This is a genomic window from Desulfitobacterium sp. LBE, from assembly GCF_007830365.1.
GTDB lineage: Bacteria > Bacillota > Desulfitobacteriia > Desulfitobacteriales > Desulfitobacteriaceae > Desulfitobacterium > Desulfitobacterium hafniense.
In genome coordinates, this window is sequence record NZ_VLKD01000001.1 from 4,278,350 (window position 1) to 4,298,288 (window position 19,939).

Sequence of the window (19,939 nt, forward strand, 5' to 3'; positions counted from 1 at the left end):
GGACGGAAAAAGGGTCGGGACATTCAGGAAAAGCGACAGGTTTTATTCCTAAAAATTGGTAATATAGTAAAGAACTATATTCCATTAAAAAGGAGGGAGATTCATGGAGTTCGACAAAAAGAAGGTCCTTACTCTGGCGGGAACCCTCGTACTGGCCGGTGCGGTGGTTGTCGGCGGAATCTATGGACCGAGTGCCTGGAAGGTCTTTATGAATAAGGCAGCGCCCGAAAAAGATTCTGTCGTTATTCAAGCTCCTCCTGTTGAAGGCGCGAACCCTCAGGATCCTAATGTAACCGAAAGTCCGCCTGGACAATCCCCCGGGGTTAGCCCTGCTGTAACAGTGACAGAACCGCCAGGTATCAATGCCACTCCACAGGGAGATGTCTCAGGGCCAAAGAAATATAAAGAGCCCGATACAAAAGACATCAATTTAGCCCCATCTGTCGCCGGCTTTTTTGGCGAGAATGGCTTGAGCCAAGATGCCCAGAATCTGGTTTTTGGTGCAGCTTGGAATATCCATCAGTATGTGGATGGGTATTTATTTGGACCTAATGCAGGTCCCCAGATGAATGAAGAAGACATTAAGCGCTATATCGTATTCCACAAATCCCTGTGGGATCAACGCTTAAAGGGCGAGACCAACCCAACGGCACAATTTAGTGAATACTTCAGTGCCTTGCTGAATCGTGGAGCCGATGCTTTTGATGCGAAGGACAAAGTTCGCATTGAGCAGTTCCATCAGGAACTTCATGATTTGGACACCCATCTCATGCGTGATGATCAGAGTTCGAAGATTTACGGGGCCACTCCATTTGCCACAAAACGGTAGAGGGTTCGACTTTTTACAGGGACTATAGGAAGGAAATGCACTATGGAAAAAGTAAAGAGTATGTCAAAGATTGCGGCTGATTCTCCACGAAAGATCGAATGCAATACCGTGACGGGCAGAGGACCGTTCGACGTAATGATGAGCAAAAGCATTGAGATAGAGTTCAAGTCAAGAGGACAACTGAATATGGCACAGGAAGAACGTTTTTACGTATGAAGAAAACCCTAAAGGGGTTTTGGTCTGCAGAACGATTTTGATTCAATCGATGCTGCAGGTATCAGGAAAAGCAACGAAAGTGCGCACCAGCCGGCGTAACAATAGGCTGCATCACTTGAGAAAGGATCTAGCTAAGTGAGAAGATCTTCTCCATGGAGCATTGCCGGCCTTGAGCGCTTAAGGCCGAAATGCTCATAATGGTCAGAGAGGTTGAAGCGGTGAAGTAGATTCGCTTCATGGTGAATAAAATGAAAATAATGCGCGCTTTAAAGAAACAAGATCTGACCGACGGGTCAGGTCTTGTTTCTTTAAGGCGGGACAGATGCACCAGATTTTACCGAAGGGTTACGCCGGCCTTCCTGTTGACGTATAAACTGCAATGGGTTAAACTAATATTAAGATGATTAGAAAATTATCTAAATATCTAAATGCACCTAACCTAAGGGGGGATAATATGTCTCCGCTCAATGAAACCTTTAAAGCCCTCTCAGACAAAACACGCCGTCAGATTCTTAAACTCCTGCGGGCCGGAGATTTAACAGCCGGAGAAATCGCCGATCATTTTGATATGACCAAACCAAGCATTTCCCATCATTTAAATATGCTGAAGCAGGCTGATCTCATCAGCGATCGAAGGCAGGGACAGAATATCTATTACACTCTCAATACTTCCGTTTTCGAAGGCATTATGGGTTGGTTTCTGGAATTTACAGGCAAGCAACCTGAAGAATTGGAGTTTTTTCATGATGACCACGATGCTGATGAAACTCCACAGAAGACAGCCAGGACCCGCAAGTAGATCATTTAAATCAAAGCCATAGGGGGAATATGTATGGAAAAAACAAACACCAGCACTCATGGAAGACTTCTTAAAGTCATAGCAGGCATACTTGTTATCATTAATATTATCATTGGCATTTGGGCTTATCCCCGGCTCCCTGAACAAGTTCCCTCCCATTGGAACCTTGCCGGACAGGTGGATGGGTATTCCGGTGCTTTGACCGGCGCCTTTCTTTTGCCCTTGATCACCCTGGGGGTCTATATCTTGTTTTGGATCATTCCCCGGATCGATCCCCAAAAGGCCAATTACCTTAAGATGGGACGGGTTTTCTGGATCGTCAGCACTACCCTGGTAGCATTTTTGTCCCTTATGTACTGGGGAACTATAGCAGTGGCCCTGGGTTATTTGGAGACCCTGCCCCGCTGGTATTTCTCGGGAATTGGCATTATCTTTATTCTATTGGGCAATTACTTCGGCAAAATCAAATTCAATTATACCTTTGGTATCCGGACTCCCTGGACCTTGGCTAATGAAGAAGTCTGGGCAAAGACCCATCGTTTTGCCGGACCTATCTGGATCGTCGGAGGTATACTCATGGCCCTGGCCGGAGTTCTCCCTGCAGCATGGACGGAACCTCTTTTTGGCATCGTCATCGTCCTCATTGCGGTGGTTCCCATGGCCTATTCCTATCTCGTCTATCGCAGGCTCAGTATTTAATGCAACCGACTGGGATCAGGGAGCAGCCTTCCTTGGTCCCGGCTGAATAATGGGACCTGTCCCCCGATTCAAAAAATAGTTAGGGGCTTGTGTCTAAAATCTCTTTTCCATGGTCAAGCTATGAATAGAATCCAGGAAAAGGAGATTTTTGTTATGCGTAAGATGTATTTACTCATTGGGTCTGTAGCCCTTGGGGTGGGCTTAGTCATCGGAGTCGTAGGCCATGCCCTGGCAACCACACCGGCGGATGGAAATCCGCGGCTGGCTTTCTGGAATAAGGACTCACAATCCACCACCGGGGCCATAGGGGGTATGTTAAATGATTCTACCTCAGGTTCCGCTTTAAGCCCGAATAACCCCGACAATGGATTAAATCCTTTCGGATCAGGCGGTTTGACTCCCCAGGCCGGCATGGATGGGCTACACCCCTATAGCCCGGAAGAAGAAGTTTTGGACCCGGCGGAATTAGAGCCGGGAAAGGCAACGAACAATGTTCCTGAAGACCTGGCCCAAGCGATCCTGACCGATTACAAACTTAATGTAGCCACATTATTTGAAGCCTGGAAATCCCCGGATATGACCGCTTTCCGGGCCAAATTGGCAGAGGCTTATACTGGAGAGCTTTTTGAAAAACATGCCCGCCAGGCGGAACCATTCATCGCTCAGGGCGTGGGGATGGAAGTCAGTTCTATTCGCTTTGACGAACTAAAAGTGGACTCCGCGGCCTCGACCTCGGCGACACTGACGGCCGTTTATAGTTATGTTGCACAAGACTATGATATCGGCAATCAAATGACCCTGGGAGAAAGCACCAAGCATCAGGTTAAAGTGCGAGCCAATTTGGTGAAGAAAGATACTCGCTGGCTCATTACCGGGGAGACTCTCTTAGAACCCTAGAGCCCAAAAGCACTTCTAAATCTATTATAAGCTAGGCGTTCAGCCCAGCCGTCGGTTTCTAAATTTAGGAATCAATGGCTGGGCCTGTTTCATTCGTTATGAAAATTTGCTAAAATGGGCTTGGTAGAATACCAATTGTTTAGTGATGGGGAGGGCTTAGGGTTGGAAGAGAAAATCTTAAGCATCTTGGGTGAACTGCTTAAAGGTCAGGAAGAGTTAAGGAATGATGTTACAGCTTTAAAAATCGGACAAGAAGCTCTGACGTCGGAAGTGACTCACATTAAACTAACATTAGAGAATGAGACTAATGTTAAGATCCAGGCCTTATTTGACGCCCGGGAAGTTCAGAAGGATGTCAATCAACATATCTTTACTGAATTGGATCAGATTAAGGGAAAGCTTGATCGTTTGCAGATCGAAACAGCCCATGTAAGAGTAGTTAAATAATAAGCATTAAGGCTTAAACGATAAAGCACGCCACTAATCGCCTGGTTTTGTTCTTCGGCAGAACAGAACCAGGCCTTATTATTTCCGCAGAATCTCCAACTTTGAGGAAGGAAACAAGGAGAAAATGTTGAAATAAGTACAAATCGACACGAATTAGGAGGAGTTGCCGTGATTCGACGCTATGCCATAACCGGTATGATGATTTGTGCTTTATTAACCACGCAAACTTTAAGTCAGCCTGCCACCCTTTATGCTGCGGCAAATCCGGAGAGTTTATCTCAAACAACGGGCGATATCTATGTTAATCCATCCTATGATGAGATCAATCAAATGATCGAAGAGGTAGCCAAAGAAAAAGCAATCCCCAGCATAATACTCAAAGCCATCGCCTTTAAAGAAAGTTCCTGGCGTCAATTCGATAAAGAAGGGAACCCTTTGTTTTCAAGACCAGAGCATCCTGCCATTGGGATTATGCAGGTGGCAACCTATAATGATAACGACCTTGAAACCATCCATAAACTTAAAACGGACATTATGTTCAACCTCCGTGTGGGTGCCGAACTTCTCGATGAAAAATGGCGCTTTACGCCAACCATCGGGGACGGGGATCGCAATAAACTGGAAAACTGGTATTTTGCCTTATGGGCCTATAATATCTGGACGGACAAAAACAACCCCAATACTCTCGCCGCAACAAGCCCTGGTACTTTGACTTATCAAGAGAAAATTTTTAACGTTCTGGCTCACCCGGAGGGCTTTTTAGCCCGGTACATCGATCCTGTGGAGGTCACTTCCATTCCCGCGGAACTGCTTCCCGCTGCGGGAATTCCCCTCAAGACGGATAGCTGGATGACTCCGGAACCTATCCATTATGGAGATCTCAACTCAGCGGACACTCCCGGCGGCGAGCCCGCCGATCCCGGTGACCCTAATGAGCCGAAAAATCCGGATGATCCCAATAATTCCAATAATCCTGTCGATACACAAGACCCCCCTTACGAAGAAGAAGTACCCGATCCGCCCCAAACGCCTGTAGCTTTGGAATTGATCCGTTTAGCCGGCAAGGATCGGATTGATACAGCCATTGAGCAAGCCTTAAAGGGATGGCCGGACGGGGCGGGAACTGTCGTCCTGGCCCGGGCTGATCATTTTCCCGATGCTTTGGCCGGCGCTCCTTTGGCGGCTCAATATGACGCGCCTATTCTCCTGACTTCCAGCCAAGCTCTGGAAGCGCGGGTGGCGGAAGCCATCATGGCCTTAGGCCCGGAAAAAGTGATCCTGCTGGGTGGAGAAGGAGCCTTGAGCCAGAAAATATCAGCCAAGCTGGAAGACTTAGGCTGGGACAGTGAGCGGCAGATACGGGTCAGCGGCCTCAATCGCTATGAGACGGCGGCGAATATTGCTTTGGCTACATCAGGAATAGCTCAGTCTCTGTCGGCGGGTTCCATCGAAGCCGTCGCCCTTGCCACCGGACAAAACTTCCCCGATGCTCTCAGTATCGCTTCTGTCGCCGGAATCAAACAAATGCCCATCCTCCTTACAGAAGGAAAGACTCTACCCCGGGAAACCCTGGAAGCCTTAAAAGATTTAAATCCGCAGAAGGTGTATTTGATTGGCGGCGAAGGGGCGATCAGCCTGTCGATTCAAGATACAATCCAAGAGCAGCTCAGTTTACCTTCCTCACAACTGGTGCGATTATACGGAGATTCCCGCTACGATACCATGGCCGCAGTAGCGGAGGCCTTTGCAGGAGAAAGCCAGGGTTTATGCTTTGCTACAGGGCAGGAATTCCCGGATGCCTTAGCCGGTGCCGCTTTGGCCGCCCGCCTCAATGCCACGGTCATCCTGCTTCCTAAAAGCTCCATCGAGGATTATCCCCGGCTGAAAAATGCCATTGCCCAATACCCCTGTAATTTTGAAACCCAGCCGTATATCTTTGGGGGAGAGGGAGCGGTATCCCCTGAGCAGGTTGCCGAGCTTAAGGAGCTATTGGAAAATACTTATGTAGCCGTCAACCTGACCGATTAAGATGGAGCAGGGGCCATTTCCCGCCCCCGCAGACAAGGTATGTCATGTTGTAAAATGGCAGAAACTATAGTAAACTGAAGAACGGTGTAAATAGTTTGCCGGGAAGGGATCATTTTTACCATGATATTGCGCAAAAGGACTCTACTATTAATGGTTATTGACGCTGTGTTAATTAATCTGGCAGTGTTTTTAAGCTTTTATATTCGCTTTGCTGTGGATGGGGACGGAACCATACCTGAGGAATATCTGCTCACACTGACTCATTCCGCCTGGACGGCAACCCTGATTTACTTAAGTGTGTTCTATATTTTCGGCTTGTATAACAAGCTCTGGCAATATGCCAGCATTGGCGAGCTCATATCCATCATCTTTGCCGTGACCGTCGCCGCAGCAGGGACAATCACCGTAGTGTATTTCATTGCTCCCATGCGTTTTCCCCATACAGTATCGGCTCTTATGTGGTTCAGTACTCTCTTCTTAATTGGCGGCTCCCGTTTTATTTGGAGAATCCTTCAGGACAATATTTTTACTCCCCATGTGCCCGGCTCTCAGAATCAAGTCCTGATTATTGGCGCAGGGGATGCGGGAGTGATGGCCGCCCGGGAGCTGAAAAACAAAAACTATCGGGAAGGCCGTCCTGTGGGCTATATCGATGATGCAGCCACCAAGCAAAGACTGCAGCTCATGGGGATTCCTGTCTTAGGCACCCGCCGGGATATCCCCCGGGTCGTTAAAAACCATAATATTGATAAGATTATTATCGCCATGCCTTCGGCTTCCGGGGACGTCATCCGGGAGATCGTGGGCATCTGCGAAAAAACCGGTGTGGATCTGAAGATCATGCCCGGTGTGTTCGACGTGGTCAGCGGTAAAGTGGATACCAAAGAAATCCGCCAGGTTCAAGTGGAGGATTTGCTGGGGCGTGAAGCCGTCACCGTCGATCTGGAGGATGTAGCAGGTTACCTTGCAGGTGAAGCGGTCCTGATTACCGGCGGCGGCGGGTCCATCGGCTCGGAGCTTTGCCGGCAGGTCGCCCGCTTTAACCCGGCTAAACTGGTTATCGTGGGCCATGGCGAAAACAGCGTCTTTGACATCGAACAGGAACTGCGCTCGGAAAACCCGGGGTTGGATGTGGTCACGGAGATTTTGGATATCAAGGACCGGGAAAAAGTCCATCTCGTCTTCCAGCGCTATAAACCGGGTGTGGTGTTCCACGCCGCGGCCCATAAACATGTCCCTCTCATGGAAAAGAATCCGGAAGAGGCCATGAAAAATAACATTATGGGTACCAGCAATCTGGCCGAGGCAGCGGATGCCGCCAAGGTCAAGACCTTTGTCCTGATTTCCACCGATAAGGCAGTCAATCCCACCAGTATCATGGGGGCCACCAAGCGGGTGGCGGAGATGGTGATCCAGAGCATGGACAAGCGTTCCGACACCAAGTATGTGGCGGTACGTTTTGGCAATGTACTGGGCAGCCGGGGAAGCGTTATTCCCACCTTTAAGCGTCAGATTGCCAAAGGCGGGCCGGTTACAGTCACTCATCCCGATATGGTTCGCTACTTTATGACCATACCTGAAGCCTCCCAGCTGGTGATTCAAGCCGGCTCCATGGCTCAGGGGGGAGAGATTTTTATCTTGGATATGGGCCAGCCGGTCAAGATTCTGGATCTTGCCCGGGATCTCATCCGCCTCTCCGGGTTTGAACCGGATGTGGATATCAAGATTAAATTCACAGGGATGCGCCCCGGTGAAAAACTCTTTGAAGAACTCCTTACCGCAGAAGAAGGAACTTCAGCGACGAAACATAAACGGATTTTCGTAGCCAAACCCAATAATATCAATGTTTCACAGCTTGAGGAACTTATTCACCTCATCCGTGAGCGGGGCTCCTATCTCACCCGGGAAGAAGTTATGGGACAGTTGCAAGCCATTGTGCCTACATTTAGAAAGCAAGCTTCCAAGGCAGTTGCCAATCAATAAGGGGGAAAAAATTTCATGTTGCGTATGAAAGAAGTCATTACCAGTGAAGATGTTTTAGCAAAGAATCTAAAAGACAAACTCCAGGACCATTCTGCAACAGTGGGGGTTATCGGTCTTGGTTATGTAGGACTCCCCTTAGCCGTAGAAAAGGGAAAAGTAGGCTTCTCAGTCATCGGGTTTGATATTAACGCCGCTCGCGTAGCCAAAGTCAACGCCGGAGACAATTACATCGCTGATGTCAAAAATGAGGAACTTCTGGAACTGACCCAAAAAGGAATGATCACAGCGACCACGGATTACGCGAAGCTCGCTGAGTGCGATGTGGTTGTCATCTGTGTCCCTACCCCTCTGACCATCACCCGGGATCCGGATATCTCCTATATTCAGGCCTCTTCCGAGCAGATCGCCAAATACCTCAAGCCCGGACAGTTGGTAACCTTAGAAAGCACCACCTATCCCGGCACCACTGAGGAAGTCATTCTCCCCATGCTGGAACAAAGCGGCCTTAAAGTGGGCAAAGACTTCTTTCTGGCCTTCTCACCGGAGCGGGTCGATCCAGGCAACAAACGCTTTACCACCAACAATACCTCAAAAGTTGTGGGGGGTATGACCCCAGTCTGTCTGGAAGTCGCCTATACCTTCTATGCTCAGACCATCGTCAATGTGGTTCCCGTATCCTCACCGGCTGCCGCGGAGCTCACTAAAGTCTTTGAGAATACTTACCGTGCCGTGAACATCGCTTTGGTCAATGAGCTGATGCTGCTTTGTGATCGCATGGGCATCGATATCTGGGAAGTAGTGGAGGCCGCAGGAACCAAACCCTTTGGGATTCAAACCTTCTGGCCCGGCCCGGGAGTGGGCGGACACTGCATTCCTATCGATCCTTTCTACCTGACCTGGAAAGCCCGCGAGTATGACTTCCACACCCGCTTTATCGAGCTGGCCGGCGAGATCAATGTCGAAGTCTCCTACCATGTGATCAATAAAGTCATTCGTGCTCTCAATAATGAAAATAAGAGCCTTAAGGATGCCAAAGTTCTTATCCTTGGGGTAGCCTATAAAAAAGACATCGACGATGTCCGTGAGTCACCGGCCCTTAAGATCATGGAGCTGCTCAGGAAAAACGGAGCCAATATCGCCTACCATGACCCCTATATCCCTGTTATCGAGCCTCACGGCGGCTCCACAGTCCATCTGGAAAACACTGAGCTGACCGACGAAGCCCTGGCTGCGGCAGACTGCGTCCTCATCCTCACCGACCACAGTGTTGTCGACTATGAGCGGGTCGCAGAAAAGGCCCCCCTCATCGTCGATACCCGCAACGCCACCAGAGGCGTCGAGAACAACAGAGAAAAGATCGTCAAAATCTAAGGCGTGAATCATGGGGACAGGTACCGTTTTACATTAATAACAAAAGTCTAAAACTAAAGGGGAATCGCAAGATTCCCCTTTTTAAAAGAAACTTCATCCCATGAAGGCCATCATGAATGCTATAATAAATGAAGTCAATTGCCGCATAGTCTGCGGAAGTCTTTCGTATAAGCTGAATTGTTTAAGGAGTGAGACTATGGATAAGAAAATGCGCTTTGCCATTATTGGCTGTGGAAGGATTGCCCCCAAGCACGCGGAATCCATCGTAGCCTTAGAAGAGGCCGAGTTAGTGGCAGTCTGTGACATTGTTCCGGAGAGAGCCCAAGCCTTTGCCGATAAATACGGTGCCAAGCCCTATACCTCTTATGAGGAGATGCTGGCAAAGGAAGAGATCGATGTCGTAACCATCGCTACAGAATCGGATCTTCATGCACCCATCGGCATCACCTGTGCCAAAGCCGGCAAACATGTCATGGTCGAAAAACCCATGGCCATGACTTTGGCAAGTGCCGACGAGCTGATTCGCACCTGCCATGAGGAAGGGGTCAAATTGTCGGTTATTCATCAAAACCGCTATAACAAATCCATTAAACTCATGCGCCAAGCCCTGGAAGAAGGCCGGTTCGGCAAACTGACCCACGGACAGGCTGCCGTGCGCTGGAACCGCAACGATGCCTACTATGCTCAAGCCCCCTGGCGGGGAACAAAGCTCCAGGACGGCGGCGTTCTCATGAACCAGTCGATTCATAATATTGACCTGCTGCAATGGACCCTGGGTCCTGTGGAGTCGGTCTTTGGCTATACCCGCACTGCCCTGCGCAAAATCGAGATGGAGGATGTAGGGGTTGCTGTCATCAGATTTAAAAACGGCGCTCTGGGTGTGATCGAGGCGGCCTCGACTATTTATCCTAAAAACATCGAAGAGACACTGAATATCTTTGGAGAAACCGGGTCCGTCATGGTGGGCGGAATTGCGGTGAACCGCATTGAGACCTGGGAGTTCCCCGACAGTGAAGAGGAGAAAAAACAGATCTTTGACAGTCAGGAAAATGATCCCCCCAATGTCTACGGGTTTGGCCACCGGGAAGTGATGAAGGATATGATCGATGCTATCCGCGAGGATCGGGCACCGGCTATTCCCGGGGAAGAGGGGCGGAAGGCCCTGGAGATCATCCTGGCTATTTATAAATGCCAGGAGACAAAGGAGCCTGTGGTCTTTCCTTTGTCTGAGTAGGGTTCCTGGCTTTGCCGGATCGCCTCTCTGGGAAAATCGTGCGCTTTTATGCGGGAAGCTGCATTTAGCGGTCCAGCTGGGCCTGCTTTTAAAGACTCTTGAAATGAGGTCATACCTATGTCGGATCAATATATTAAAGCGGATCAACCTATCGAAGCGGAAAGACCAGCTTACCAAAGTGCCCCTGTCTACATCGATACTACGGCTAAGATCCCTGCCAGTGTAACGGTTTCACCCTTTTGTGTGATCCAGGCTCATGTTACCTTGGGTGATCAGGTCACTCTGGGTGTGGGCTGTGTTATCGAAGAGGGAGCTGTCATCGGCGCGGGTGCTTCTCTGGGCCATTATGTCACGATTGCCGCCGGGGCGATCCTGGGGGAAGGCTGCCAGATAGCCGCTCATGTGAGCATTGGCTCCGAAGCACGCATCGGGGCAGGGACTCGCATCGGCGAGCATGCTGCGATCTATCCCCGGGCAGTGTTGGGTGAAGAGGGTTTTATCGGGAGCAGTGCTTCCGTCGGACGTTTTCCGAAGGCGGCAGCGACCAGCACTGTGAAGGCCCAGACGGATTTGCCTCCCTTGAAGATGGGGAACGGTTATACCATAGGCTGCTCAGCAGTGCTCTATGCCGGGACCACTTACGGAGATCAGGCCTTTCTGGGGGACGGAGCTCTGGTTCGCGAACGCTGCACCATCGGTAAAAACGTGGTTATCGGCAGCGGTGCGGCAGTGGAAAACGATACCCGCATCGGAGATTATACCAAGATCCAGACCGGTTCTTACATAACCGCTTATATGGAACTGGAAGAGCGGGTTTTCATCGCTCCCATGGTGACCACCACCAACGACAACTATATGGGCAGAACAGAAAAGCGCTTTAAATCCATCAAAGGCCCGACCATTTGCCGGGGGGCCCGGATCGGCGGCGGCGCCATTCTTTTGCCGGGAATCAGGGTTGCCCCTGAGACCTTTGTGGCAGCAGGAGCATTGGTGACCAAGGATACCGGGGCCAAACGTGTGGTCAAAGGTTTCCCGGCCAAAGAGCTAAAGGAGGTTCCGGAGGAAGAGCTGCTTCAGGAAGAGTAATATAGTTAAAAATCAAGGGATCGTCTCATGAAGTGAGGCGATCCCTTGATTTATGGAAGGAGTTAAAGCTGCTCAATATTAAGTTAATGGAATTTCGATACCTGTTTTGATTATTTCTTCCACCACACCTAACGAATCCTTATAATCATCCATTGTGAATGCAAGGGGTTGCAGATCTTTATCATAACTAAGTGTCGGCATGAATAGGAGTTTAAATGCATCTATACCTTCAAGATTGACAAAGTAGTCTGAAAATATGGCAATATCAATATCACTTTCATCGTCATAATTTCCCTTTGCATATGAGCCAAATAGTATTGCTTTTTCAATAGGAATCTGTTTTCCGATCTTCTGTACATAGCTTTCTATTATATCTTGTACTGACTCAGGGATTTTAACCACTCAAATACCCCCTTCGATTTATCCAAAACTTCCTTAGCTTTCTCTTGATCTATAAATGAAGATAATTTCTGTTTATATGTTGGATACCTCTCAGAAATATAGAAATAAATTAACTCAGCAAAAAACTCAGTGTTCGCTTCTTTAATCTTATCAAATTCGGCGTCCTGAATTAGTTCCCTATTAGTTGGCTCATCAAATATTGTATTAAAGATCCTCACGATATTATGGGTTCGATCGGCCTCTTTATTAAGATATAAGATATAAAGCCCCTTTACTATTTTCTCAATTGCTTGTTGGCACATAAATACTACATATAGATATCTTCCCGATTTATAATTAGCTTCGGCTGTTTCTAGATCATATTCTGAGATATCTAACCAGTACTCATATTTTTCCCAGCTATCCATCGCTAATCACATCCTCTAATTTTATTATATCCAGTTATTGAGGATATTTCACTAGCAAAAGACTAATCTGCAGAGTTAACTTATAATATATTATTATCACAGTAGGGAAATAAATAGCCAAGAGATCAGCTCATAAATGAGGTGCTCCCTTGGCTTATTTTTAATACGCATCCTTCCCCAGGAGCACGACAAAAATAGTTTTCCAGAGAATCTTAATATCCGCCCCCGGGGACCAGTTCTTCACATACTGAACATCATACTTTAAGGTCTCGGTCAAGGTCAAGGCGCTGCGGCCATTGATCTGGGCCAGGCCGGTGACACCGGGAGGCATATTCAGCCTTTGGCGTTGTTCAGGGGTGTATTGCTCCACAATCTCCGGCACCTCAGGGCGAGGCCCCACCAAGCTCATGGTTCCATTGACGATATTGAGGAGCTGGGGAAGTTCATCAAGGCTGGTTTTGCGCAAAAAGCGGCCGCTTCCCGTAATCCTGGGATCATCTTTTTCCTGGAAAACAAATTCATCCGCATTGAATTTTCCTTCTTTTTTCAGTTGCTCGATCTTGGCTTTCATCACTCGATCCGCATCCGGTACCATGGTGCGGAATTTATAAATGGTAAAAGGCTCTCCTCTAAGGCCTATCCGCTGCTGGCGAAAAATAGCCGGGCCTGGCGAATCCACTTTAATCCAGATCACAATGAAAAGCCAAAGGGGCGAGATAAATATGAGCAACGGTATGGCGATGATGAGGTCCAAAAGGCGTTTAAAGCCCATCAGTTTGCCTCCTTACTTGAGTCCAGCTGCTTCAGCCAATTGCGGATGAGGCTGTTCCAGGAATAATGTTCTATTACATAAGTCCGCCCTTGCACGGCCATTGTCCGGCACCGTTCGGGATCCCTTTTCAGCTCGAGGATGGTGCGGGCCAGAAGTTCAGGATTCTCGGGTTCCAGAACCACGCCGCCCCCGCTTTCCTTAACGATCTCGGCGCCTTCTCCCTCACCCACATAGATGAGAGGCTGACCACTGGCCAGAGCGGGGAAGACCTTTGAAGGGCGTACCCCTTCAGAGAGCTTGTACCGCCTCAAGGTGGAGAGATTAATACTGCTGAGGGAGTAATAGCGGGGGATAACTTCTAAGGGCTGAAAATCGATAAAACGCACATTAGGCAGCTTTTTCTCCCGGGCTATCTCCTCCAGCCTGGGACGCTCGGAGCCATCTCCCACGAAAAGAAAGAAGAGCTCCTCATCATTTCGTAAGATATCCGCCGCTGCCAAAGCGGTTTCTATACCGTGGGCATAGCCCATAGTTCCCGCATAGAGGATCACGGTTTTGCCTGCAAGCCCCAGACTTTTTTCCAGATCCTGATCCTTTGGCCGTGGTTGAAAAAGCTCCGTATCCACGCCATTGGGGAGAAAGAGGATATCCTCCGGGGGAATGTTTTTGCGTTGCAGCCCCGTTACGATGCCCTGGGTTTGTGCAGATAGCTTATACGCTTTTTTGTAGAAATATCCCTCCAACCATTCGGTGGCCCGGATGATGGTTTGGTTGGTGACCAGCCCCAGCTGCACAGCAGATTCCGGCCAAAGATCAGAGACATTGAAGATATAAGGCGCCTTTTTCAGCCAGGAGGCAAACATGGCGGAAAAGCCAATAAAAAGGGGCGGGGACTCCACAATGATCAGATCCTGTTGGCCGGAACGGGCAATACCATAGAGGGAAGAAAAGACAAAGGAAAAATAATTAAGCAGGCGCAGCCAGAACCGGCCTCTCTTTACAGGGTAGATCCAGGTCCGCAGCACTTTGACCCCTGCCATCTCTTCCTGCATAAACCGCTTCCCTTGGTATTCCTCAGGGATGATTCCCGTGGGATGATTAGGGAAGGCAGTGACGACAGTAACCTCATGGCCTTGATGATGCAAGCCTTTCGCCAGCTCCCAAAGGCGGACCTGGGCAGCTCCTTTTTCCGGTGGGAAGTATTGAGTTAGCAGCAGAATACGCATTGTGGATATCTCCTAAACTTAAATTCGGGTCTATTCACTTACTCTGTACCGATAGCTTTCCTGTCGTAAGCCCAGGAAGACGAGGCCGGCACAGCTGAGCCAGAGGACGGGATCCTCAAAGAAGCGGCCTTCTCCCTGGGAGCTGATGAACACGGTCATCGCCCAGAGGAAGTAACCGGCGGCTACAGAATATTTTTCGTTGGTTTCGCTGAATACGCTGAGGTGGGCGCGATTTAGGTTGTATAAGGTATAGAGACGGCCCAAGATAGCCACCCATAGTGCAGTTAAGACCAGAAGCCCTAATACCCCCAGTTCAGAGGCAATGGTCAGGATGGTGGTATGGGATAAAGTCGCTCCGTCGGGAATATTTTTCAGATGGATGTAATCCTGGAGAAAGACCGTTTGGAAACTGCCTAAGCCTGTGCCAAGCCAGGGGTGATCCGTAAAAATGGCAATCCCGGCTTGCCAGAGGTATAAGCGTTGCGGGCTGGATACCTCCAGATCCTGAGTAAACAAAAGCATCCGTTCCCAGATTTCAGGACGGATCAAGAGCAGCACGACCGCACCCAAGGCGCAGGCACCTAAAAAGTAAAGGGTGTTCTTTTTATTGGGCAGGAAGAAAAGGGCCAGTATCAGCACCATCCCTAAGGTCAGGATACCTCCCCGGGAACCTGTCAAAAGCAGCTGGACCAGCAAAAGGGGTAAGCATGCCCAATAAATAAGCTTAATCCGCCGGTTGTGAGTAAAGATCTGGATGACGAAGTTAGCCACAATGCCCAAAATGAGAAAACGGGCATAAATATTGGGGTCGACAAAAGTGGCGTTAACCCGTAAAGTATGTTCTTTTAAGAGGTTTTCTCCCTGCCAGATTAGATTTCCGGAGATTCCTTCATAAAGAGCCAGTGGCAGCAGGGCCAAGGCAGCGAGATGAATCCCGTGGAAAGGCAGAAGAATGGAGTCCTGATCCAGAAGCAGGGCAATCGAGAGAAATACGGCAAAAAGCACCAGGAGGCGCAGGATTTCCTTTACAGTATTGCCCATATCTGCTGAATATACTAAGCTTAAGGCCCCATAGGCTATATAAAGCAATAGAATCAAGGTTACCGGGTCCTTGAAGAAGGCCATAAGCCTGGCCCGTATCTCCACTTCGAAAAACACCCGTAAACAAGCCGCCAGAACAATACTGATACTGGTAAAGCGGGTCAGAGATACTTCCCCCAAGACCTTTTCCAGGATACCAAGATCCGGATACCAGGTGCTGGAGATCTCCAAGGCCACGGCTGCCCCCAGTAAGGGAATCAGCCAAAGGGGCTTTTTCACAATGAGAAGACCAAGAGCGAGGAGGGTTAACAGCAATACTGTCCACTGAATCATGGGTTATCGGCCTCCTGTCACACGTTTTAGAATGTATACACCGATTCTGCGGAAATCCTTATCCAGGATGGCAATGGCCAGGCAAAAGACGACCCCAGCCAGGGAAGCGGAGAGCAGAGGATGAAAGCCAATCAAGAGCCAAGCGGTTCCCGCCATAAGCAAAGAAGAAATCAATGTGCCGGGCAGCTGCCGCCAGATGCGAATTTTATAGACATTTTTTCTGATCATGTAGTAATAGGCGAAAAAGATAAAGATCTCAGCGATAATGACCGCATAGGCAGCTCCGTAAATACCCATTACAGGGTTTAAAGCAAAGGTCAGCACTGTAAGCAGCAGCAGGGCCAGCCCCTGAACCAGAGTTCTTTGCATTTGGCGGCCGGTGGTGGTAAGAATGTCGCCCAGAGAAAAACTCATACACTCCAAGGCCAGCAGCCAGGCCACAATCATGAAGATGGGAATGGCATCATTGAATTTCCCGTCATATAACCATTCCATCAGGGGTCCCGCCAGGACAAACATCAGCATACTGCCGGCAATGCCCACAGCAGACAGGACCTTAAAGACCTTTTCGATTACATGCTGATGCTGGCTCCGGTCCGTGTCTCCCAATTGGTAAAGGATGGGATAGAGAGCGCTGGTCATGAGACTGGGAATAAAGATCAAAATGAGAACCAGCTTATAGGCTGCGGAGAAGATCCCTACTTCCACATTGCTGACGGTTAAAGAGAGGATAAGAATACTGAATTGAGTAAAAAGGTAATAGAAAATCCGGTGCACCCCAAAAGGCAGTCCATTCCAAACCATCCCTGCCAAATGGGGGAGATCCGTCCGGGGTTTGATTTCTTTCCGCAGAGCCAGATAAAGGAGGATGGTAATGATGATGTAACTGAACAGATGGGCGAAGGTAATGGAGACCACACCTAACCCGGCTACCAGAACGATGATGGTAAAAAGGGCGATCAGCAGGGTGGTGAGAAATTGAAAGGATGCGGAGAGATAGATCTTCTGTACAGCCTGATAATAATTATAAATCGATTGGTTGATGGCGTTAAAGCAGACGGCAACTCCCACAAAGACGATCATCAGTCTTACGGTTTCATTGTATCCTGCCGGAAACATAAAGACCAGCATGGCCAGATAACATAAGACGCAGAGCAGGGTCTTCAGCAAAAGGGTGTTGCCGAAATACCGGGGCAGAACAGCAGGATCCTTGGCTCCTTCCTGGACCATCAGCTGGCTGATTCCCAACTCGGCAAAGAGAATGAAGGTTCCTACATAAGCATAGGCTGTAGAGTAATCCCCATAAGATTCCGGGCCTAAATAGCGGGTAACCAGGATACCCAGGACAGCGGCGATGGATTTGGCCAGAATGCTGGAGATTCCTAAAGCGGTGGCATTTTTGGCAAGGAGGCGAGTATCCATTGATTTCACTTCCTCACTTCAAGCCGGGCATAGAGGTTGAGGAGCCGCTCCTCCATCTTTCCCCAGTTATAGGCTTCCCTAACCGCTTTGAGGCCATTGGCCCCCATTTCCTGACGCAGCTTGGCATCGGCAAGCAGGGTTTTAAAGGCCTGAGCGATCTCCTCCGGTTGGGTAGGATCCACGATCAGACCGCTGTGATAAGGAGTAAGGAAGCGGGTGATGGGCGGCAGGTTGCTGCCTACCACAGGGATGCCACAGCTCATGTATTCAAACTGCTTGATCGGGATATTCTTGTAATACTTCGGCAAAGGGAGCAGGGTTACGGCACCGATCCGGGATTTGCGCACGTAATCTTCCACTTCCACATGAGGAACCTTGCCGGTAAAGAGGATATTGTCCTCCAGGTGATATTTGTGGATATAGCCGTCCACCAGGCGCTGACCTGACCGATCGTTAAAGGGACCTACGAAGATCATCCTGACCCCGGGGTAATCTTTTTTGAGCAGGTGGACGGCTTGAACCAAATGATAGGCGCCGCGTTCTAAGGTAATGCCCCCCTGATAGATAATGTCATACTCTTTCTCCAGATGAACTTCTTTAGGCTCAAATTCTGAAAAGTTATAGATCACATCCACATGGGAGTGATAAGGATCAAAACGCTCCTTCACCGCATCATCTGCCGTAATGATCTGGTCAAATTTCTTGGCTAAGAGGATCTCGCTCTTATCCACGACAAAGGTGGCCAAAGGCCGCAGCAGCCGGGGAATCTTCTTGGACATGCTCATCATATCAGGATAATGCTCATGGACATCATAGATGAGCTTGCAGTGAGGGAGGGCCTTTTTGATCTTACCCACTTTATAAATCAGTTCAAAATCATGAAAATGATAGACATCAGCCCCGACTTCGATAGCCTTTTGCACTACCGTATCCCCCAGCTGGAATCTGCCGTAGAGGGAGTTGGCCCGTTTCACACCGATAATGCGCACACCTTGTTCCATATATTCTTCCCGCTCATCGGGAACGATTAAAGTGATGTCATCATAGTTCTTCTTCAGGGTCAGGGCTTGTTTATAGAATATCCTGTTATCCAGGGCTTGGTGCCCTGTGGTGAGAATACATAGTTTCAAAGGTGCTTACCTCCGTTTTTGGAGTTTTATTTAAGGTTGTTAATTCGGGTCAGGTCGCGTGGCTTTGCGCACAACGCTCACTCAGTAGCTCCGGGGCTGGTCAACTCGCTTTCTTAACAGCTACACCAAACCTCCAGGTAATACCTGATGTGAACCAGTGGTTTCGCTATGTTAAGAAAGCCTCGTTAACCCGACCGCCCCTCCGCTAAAATCCTTCGCTCTTGTGCGCAAAGCCACGCTTACGGGTCCCTAATCAGCGCTTTTTTGGGGATTTCTACGAGGCTTTTCTGGGGTTTTAGAATGGGGTAACCGCTGTATTGGCAACATCGGCAGATGGATGAAAAAAGCTTGCATGGGTCGTTAGGTAGCTTACCCCATATATGTACCCACTCAGACTCGAAAAGCAAAATCCTGGAGAATGAAAAGAGAATTACAGCAACAAACTCCTATACAGCTCAATCGTCCTCGCTGCATTATGCTCCCAGGTAAAGCCTGCCAGAACCGTAGCCCTACCGGCTACAGCCAGTTTCCGAGCATAGTCGGGAGACTTCAGGAGAGACTCCAGGGCTTCCGCCAGGTCCTCCACCTCATGAGGGCGGACCAGCAGTCCGTTTACTCCAGGGTCGATGACGTCCTCGATCCCTTCTCCTTTGACTCCTATGACCGGAATCCCCAGAGCCATGGCTTCGATATAGACCACGCCGAAGCCCTCCTGCCAGCTGGGCAGGCAGAAGATATCCGCCTGGGCCATCTCCTGGAGAGCTTCCCGATGGGGGAGTTTTCCCAGGAAGAATACATGGTTGCCCAGATCCAGACTCTCTGCCAGGGTTTCTAAATTCTTGCGTTCCTCCCCGTCCCCTACGATTCTGTAGGTCAGGTTAGGATAGGTTTTCACCAAAGAGGCCAGGGCTCGGAGGTTCAGATCGATTCCCTTGGTCTTTTTGAGGTTAGAGACACTGAGGATGGTAATTTGATCCCGGGCTCCTGACCGGCCCACTTCGGCTCGGTCAATCTCAGCAAGATGGATGCCATTATTAATGACCTGGATTTTAGGATAGTAAGGCTCATCCTTAACCAGGTTTTTCAATTTGGTGCTGACGGTAATCACGCTGTCCATACCCAGCAAGACTTCCTGCAGCCTCTTCCGGCAGGCAGGTCCTTTATGTAAAGTGGATTGAAAATCCTGCCCATGGATGGTGACCACTGTGGGAACGGGAAACTCTTTTTTCAGACTATAAGCGGCATGTCCATCAGGCAAAGCGACATGGGCATGGATCAGATCGAAGGGAAACTCTTTATCAATAGTTTTAACCAGATTTCTCAGGCCCAGATACATCAAAGCCCCGGAATGCTCCAAAAGGTAAGAACGGGGGAATTCCGGGTATCTGGGATAGAACACCTCAATCCCGTCCACTCTGTCCTTTGCTGGTATAGAAGCGTAAGCCTGCCACTTTTTTTTCAAGACAGGAAGAGGCCAAGGGGCATAGGGGACGGGAGAAATGACTTTGACCTCACAGCCTCCTGCCACTAAAGCCTTGACCTGCTCATGAACGAAAATTCCGTAGGTAGGATTTTGAGTTGAAGGATACATATGGGAGATGACTAAGATCTTCATGA

18 protein-coding genes are annotated in these 19,939 nt (G+C 49.1%); 10 read left to right on the forward strand and 8 right to left on the reverse strand.

The features are described from left to right. Positions 1-103: 103 nt before the first annotated feature. The 10 genes from DESLBE_RS20170 to DESLBE_RS20215 all read left to right on the forward strand — a co-directional run bounded on the left by DESLBE_RS20170 (position 104) and on the right by DESLBE_RS20215 (position 11,589). Positions 104-829 carry a hypothetical protein gene (locus tag DESLBE_RS20170; protein WP_005817118.1) on the forward strand — a complete coding sequence of 242 codons (726 nt, stop codon included), beginning with the start codon at positions 104-106 and terminating at the stop codon, positions 827-829. 670 nt (positions 830-1,499) lie between these two features. Continuing rightward, entirely contained in the window at positions 1,500-1,844 is a 345-nt protein-coding gene (locus DESLBE_RS20175; RefSeq protein ID WP_144678054.1) for an autorepressor SdpR family transcription factor, read from the forward strand. 33 nt (positions 1,845-1,877) lie between these two features. Further along, positions 1,878-2,543 (forward strand): SdpI family protein, encoded by a 666-nt coding sequence (locus DESLBE_RS20180; RefSeq protein ID WP_005817114.1) that lies wholly within the window; start codon positions 1,878-1,880, stop codon positions 2,541-2,543. Between the two features lie 153 nt (positions 2,544-2,696). Then, positions 2,697-3,440, forward strand: coding sequence for an ARC6/PARC6 family protein (locus DESLBE_RS20185; RefSeq protein WP_243131358.1), 744 nt, complete (start codon positions 2,697-2,699; stop codon positions 3,438-3,440). A gap of 162 nt (positions 3,441-3,602) precedes the next feature. Further along, complete coding sequence (locus DESLBE_RS20190) at positions 3,603-3,887, forward strand: hypothetical protein (RefSeq protein WP_144678056.1); 285 nt, start codon at positions 3,603-3,605, stop codon at positions 3,885-3,887. 168 nt (positions 3,888-4,055) lie between these two features. Further along, positions 4,056-5,915 (forward strand): cell wall-binding repeat-containing protein, encoded by a 1,860-nt coding sequence (locus tag DESLBE_RS20195; protein ID WP_144678057.1) that lies wholly within the window; start codon positions 4,056-4,058, stop codon positions 5,913-5,915. Between the two features lie 120 nt (positions 5,916-6,035). Beyond that, positions 6,036-7,898 carry a nucleoside-diphosphate sugar epimerase/dehydratase gene (locus tag DESLBE_RS20200; protein WP_041272023.1) on the forward strand — a complete coding sequence of 621 codons (1,863 nt, stop codon included), beginning with the start codon at positions 6,036-6,038 and terminating at the stop codon, positions 7,896-7,898. A 15-nt stretch (positions 7,899-7,913) separates the two neighbouring features. After that, positions 7,914-9,269 carry a nucleotide sugar dehydrogenase gene (locus DESLBE_RS20205; RefSeq protein ID WP_144678058.1) on the forward strand — a complete coding sequence of 452 codons (1,356 nt, stop codon included), beginning with the start codon at positions 7,914-7,916 and terminating at the stop codon, positions 9,267-9,269. Positions 9,270-9,465: 196 nt separating this feature from the next. Continuing rightward, positions 9,466-10,503, forward strand: a complete 1,038-nt coding sequence (locus tag DESLBE_RS20210) for a Gfo/Idh/MocA family oxidoreductase (RefSeq protein WP_144678059.1) — start codon at positions 9,466-9,468, stop codon at positions 10,501-10,503. Positions 10,504-10,620: 117 nt separating this feature from the next. Next, the gene (locus DESLBE_RS20215; protein WP_144678060.1) at positions 10,621-11,589 is read left to right on the forward strand and encodes an N-acetyltransferase; all 969 of its coding nucleotides are present in this window, start codon (positions 10,621-10,623) and stop codon (positions 11,587-11,589) included. A gap of 78 nt (positions 11,590-11,667) precedes the next feature. Here DESLBE_RS20215 and DESLBE_RS20220 read toward each other — a convergent pair whose 3' ends face one another. From DESLBE_RS20220 to DESLBE_RS20255, 8 genes are all read right to left on the reverse strand, one after another. Further along, positions 11,668-11,991 carry a nucleotidyltransferase domain-containing protein gene (locus DESLBE_RS20220; RefSeq protein ID WP_144678061.1) on the reverse strand — a complete coding sequence of 108 codons (324 nt, stop codon included), beginning with the start codon at positions 11,989-11,991 and terminating at the stop codon, positions 11,668-11,670. Next, on the reverse strand, positions 11,958-12,398 hold the full coding sequence (locus DESLBE_RS20225; RefSeq protein WP_144678062.1) for a HEPN domain-containing protein: 441 nt from the start codon (positions 12,396-12,398) through the stop codon (positions 11,958-11,960). The genes DESLBE_RS20220 and DESLBE_RS20225 overlap by 34 nt, the downstream gene beginning before the upstream one ends. A gap of 160 nt (positions 12,399-12,558) precedes the next feature. Beyond that, positions 12,559-13,170 (reverse strand): sugar transferase, encoded by a 612-nt coding sequence (locus DESLBE_RS20230; RefSeq protein WP_011461039.1) that lies wholly within the window; start codon positions 13,168-13,170, stop codon positions 12,559-12,561. Further along, positions 13,170-14,396, reverse strand: coding sequence for a glycosyltransferase family 4 protein (locus DESLBE_RS20235; protein WP_144678063.1), 1,227 nt, complete (start codon positions 14,394-14,396; stop codon positions 13,170-13,172). Before DESLBE_RS20235 ends, DESLBE_RS20230 begins: the two co-directional genes overlap by 1 nt. Positions 14,397-14,426: 30 nt before the next feature. Further along, positions 14,427-15,770 carry an O-antigen ligase family protein gene (locus tag DESLBE_RS20240; RefSeq protein ID WP_144678064.1) on the reverse strand — a complete coding sequence of 448 codons (1,344 nt, stop codon included), beginning with the start codon at positions 15,768-15,770 and terminating at the stop codon, positions 14,427-14,429. A gap of 3 nt (positions 15,771-15,773) precedes the next feature. Beyond that, the gene (locus DESLBE_RS20245; protein ID WP_144678065.1) at positions 15,774-17,192 is read right to left on the reverse strand and encodes a flippase; all 1,419 of its coding nucleotides are present in this window, start codon (positions 17,190-17,192) and stop codon (positions 15,774-15,776) included. Between the two features lie 5 nt (positions 17,193-17,197). Continuing rightward, the gene (locus DESLBE_RS20250) at positions 17,198-18,322 is read right to left on the reverse strand and encodes a glycosyltransferase family 4 protein (RefSeq protein WP_144678066.1); all 1,125 of its coding nucleotides are present in this window, start codon (positions 18,320-18,322) and stop codon (positions 17,198-17,200) included. A gap of 430 nt (positions 18,323-18,752) precedes the next feature. After that, complete coding sequence (locus DESLBE_RS20255; RefSeq protein WP_144678067.1) at positions 18,753-19,937, reverse strand: glycosyltransferase; 1,185 nt, start codon at positions 19,935-19,937, stop codon at positions 18,753-18,755. Positions 19,938-19,939 lie beyond the last annotated feature (2 nt).